This is a genomic window from Sphingomonas sp., assembly GCF_035758555.1.
Classification (GTDB): Bacteria; Pseudomonadota; Alphaproteobacteria; order Sphingomonadales; family Sphingomonadaceae; genus Sphingomonas_B.
Map to the genome: position 1 here is coordinate 1 of NZ_DASTXI010000110.1, position 3,322 is coordinate 3,322.

At 66.9% G+C, this 3,322-nt stretch carries 2 protein-coding genes and 1 pseudogene; 1 reads left to right on the forward strand and 2 read right to left on the reverse strand.

What is annotated here, in order from left to right; all coding sequences use genetic code 11:
- A pseudogene (locus tag VFT73_RS06670) lies at window positions 1-228 on the reverse strand (hypothetical protein); the annotation flags it as partial.
- Window positions 229-386: 158 nt separating this feature from the next.
- A complete protein-coding gene (locus VFT73_RS06675; protein WP_326409398.1) occupies window positions 387-1,037 on the reverse strand; it encodes a PEPxxWA-CTERM sorting domain-containing protein in 651 nt (216 codons plus the stop codon).
- Window positions 1,038-1,198: 161 nt separating this feature from the next.
- On the opposite strand from VFT73_RS06675, the gene VFT73_RS06680 reads away from it, so the two are divergent.
- A complete protein-coding gene (locus VFT73_RS06680) occupies window positions 1,199-3,256 on the forward strand; it encodes a S9 family peptidase (RefSeq protein WP_326409399.1) in 2,058 nt (685 codons plus the stop codon).
- The last annotated feature ends 66 nt before the right edge of the window (window positions 3,257-3,322 follow it).

Sequence of the window (3,322 nt, forward strand, 5' to 3'; positions counted from 1 at the left end):
CGGGTCGAAGCCTTCTGTCGAGAAGCCGACCCGGAAATTGACCGTCACGTCATCCTTCAGCACCGATTCCCAATAGCGGGCGGCTGCGGAGAAACCGATGTACGCAGCGGTGCCTTCCTCGACGCCGCCGGTGTTGATCAGGTTAATGGTCAGCGCCTGCGCGCCGGTGGCGGTGCCGATCGCCAGAGCAACGGCGGCGGCACAAGCAAACGAACGGTGTGATGTCATCGGAGCCCCCCTGTTCGAGCGGGCGCGACCCCTGCGCCCGTTGCAAGGATTATCCGAACGTTGCGCCTAGGCAACGACGGTGTTTACCACATGCGTTAAGGTCTCGACGAAATTTCGGCCGTCCGTTCAGCTATTTGCGGCCAGGGAAGGTGCGCGCGCTATGCAGGCCTGGCCGTCGTGCGCGTGCGCCGCCGCGCCGCCGCGCCGAGCGCACCGAAGCCGCACAGCATCATGGCCCATGTCGCCGGTTCCGGGACGCTCGGGATCGCGCCGGCGAAGGCGCCCAGCCTGACCTGCCGGATATCGCCGACGCCCGAGCCGCTGGTGTCGAAGGACACCGCGGTGATCAGGTCCCCGGCGTCGGTCCGGGCCGAGAACCAGTTGTTGCCGTTGCCGAGGTCGAAGGTGCGCGTCTCCGTGCCGAAGCTGCCGACGAAGGTGACGGTCACCGTGTCGGTATTGCTCGCGGCCTTGTGCAGGTCGAACTCGACTTCTCCGAAGCCGTCGCCGCTGGTGAGGAAGAAGCGGAGCGCATCCAGCGAGGAACCGATCGCTTCCACCCGGGCCTGGCCATCGGCGAAGCCTTCCAGGCTGACGCCGCTGGTCAGCGACAGGAAGCTGACGCCGGTGTTGCTGTTGTTGGTGTGGCCGAACACGGTCTCGCCCGTCAGGCCGTCGTCGATCAGCACGTTTTCGGCAGGCTGCACATCGCCCGGCGTGTCGAAGATCGTGATCCCGGCCGCGGCCGGCGCGGCGAAGATGGACAGCGCCGCAATCGCGGCCGTGGAGGCGAGGATATTCGAAGCCATTACTTACCCCTTATCGGTCTGGTCGCCCCGACGCTCTCCGCGCCTCGGCGGGCGCGTACTCGGGCTGGTTAACGCCGCCCTTTCCAAACGGTTGCAAGAGACACGCAGAACCTGGAGCCCGGCATTTGACCCCGCGCGCCGGGGTGCTAGGCAGTGCGTCCATGACAAAGACGCTGCTTGCGCTCGCCCTGGGCTCTGCCGCCCTGATCCCCACCATCGCCGATGCCCGCCCGATGACGGCGACCGACCTTGCCACGATGCGCCGGATCGGCGCGCCGGCGGTCTCGCCCGACGGCCGCTGGCTGGTCTACCAGCTGCGCGAGACCGATCTGGCGGCGAACAAGGGCCGCAACCATCTCTGGCTGCTCGACCTGAAGGCGAAGAATGCCGAGCCGGTGAAGATCGCGTTCTCGGCAGCCGACAAGAGCGAGCATGACCCGGCCTTCTCGGCGGACGGCAAATGGATCTATTTCCTGAGCAACGCCGGCGGCTCCGACCAGCTATGGCGCATCGCGGCCGGCGGCACGCCGGAGCAGTTGACGACGTTCTCGACAGACGTCGGCGGCTTCCTGCTGGCGCCGAGCGGCGACCGCGTCGCCATCTGGGGCGACCGTCCGCTCGATTGCACCGATTACGATTGCAAGAGCGACAAGCCCGCCGCGGCGCAGGGCGGCAGCGGCCGGACCTACGACCAATTGTTCGTGCGCCATTGGGACACATGGGCGGAGCCGGGGACGCGCTCGCGCATCTTCGTGCTGCCGCTGGCGGACGGCAAGCCGACGGGAGCGGGCGTGCCGGTCGCGACGAAGCTGGTCGGCGATGCGCCGTCCAAGCCGTTCGGCGGGGCCGAGGAACTGGCGTGGAGCCCGGACGGAAAGACGCTTTATTTCGCGCTGCGCGAGGCGGGGCGGATCGAGCCCTTGTCGACCAATCTCGACATCTTCGCGGCGGGGCCGAACGGCGAACCGGTCAACCTGACCGACGCCAACGACGCGACCGACACGCTGCCGGCGGTCTCCCCCGACGGCAAATGGCTCGCTTATGCGGCGATGAAGCGGCCGGGATACGAGGCCGATCGGCTGGCGATCATGCTGCGGAACATCGCCACCGGCGAAACGCGGGAGGTCGCGCCGGGCTGGGACCGATCGGTCGGATCGATCGCCTGGGCCAAGGACGGCAAGAACCTGCTGGTGACGGCCGGCGAAATCCTCGACGACCCGCTGTTCCGCGTCGACGTCGCGAGCGGCAAGGTCACGCGGCTGACCGAGGGCGGCACGGTCGGCAATGTGAAGCCGCTCGCCGACGGCTCGGTCGTCTACACGCTGAACTCGATCCAGGCGCCCGACGATCTCTACCGCTGGAAAGGCGGCAAGTCGGTGCGGCTGACCTCGGTCAACGCCGACAAGCTGGCCGACATCGATCCGGTCAGCGTCAAGCGGTTCAGCTTCGCCGGCGCGAACGGCGACACGGTCTGGGGCCAGATCATCAAGACCGAAGGCGCGACCGGCAAGCTGCCGGTCGAGCTGCTGGTCCATGGCGGGCCGCAGGGGTCGTTCGGCAACGGCTGGTCATACCGCTGGAACCCCAAGCTGTTCGTCGCGCCCGGCTATGCCGCGGTGACCGTCGATTTCCACGGTTCGACCGGCTACGGCCAGGCCTTTACCGACAGCATCAACAAGGATTGGGGCGGCAAGCCGCTGCAGGACCTGAAGCTCGGGCTGGCGGCGGCCGCGAAGGAGGACCCGCAGATCGACACCGCCAACGCCTGCGCGCTGGGCGGCAGCTATGGCGGCTATATGATGAACTGGATCGAGGGCAATTGGCCCGACGCGTTCAAGTGCATCGTCATGCACGACGGCGTCTTCGACGCGCGCGCCATGGCATACGAGACCGAAGAGCTGTGGTTCGACGAATGGGAGCATGGCGGCCACCCCTATTACGAAGCGCCGCAGGAATATGAGAAATGGAACCCGGTGAACTTCGTCGACAAGTGGAAGACGCCGATGCTGGTGATCCATGGCGAGCAGGATTTCCGCATCCCCTACACGCAGGGACTGGCCGCCTTCACCGCGCTGCAGCGGCGCGACATTCCGTCGCGGCTGCTGATCTTCCCGGACGAGAACCATTGGGTGCTGAAGCCACGCAACTCGATCCAGTGGTACACCGAGGTGTTCGCCTGGCTGGACCGGTGGCTGAGGCCGGACGGAACCGGCCGGTAAGTCCCTTCCTCCGTTCGTATCGGGCGAAGTCGAGATACGCTTCTCGACTTCGCTCGAAGCGAACGG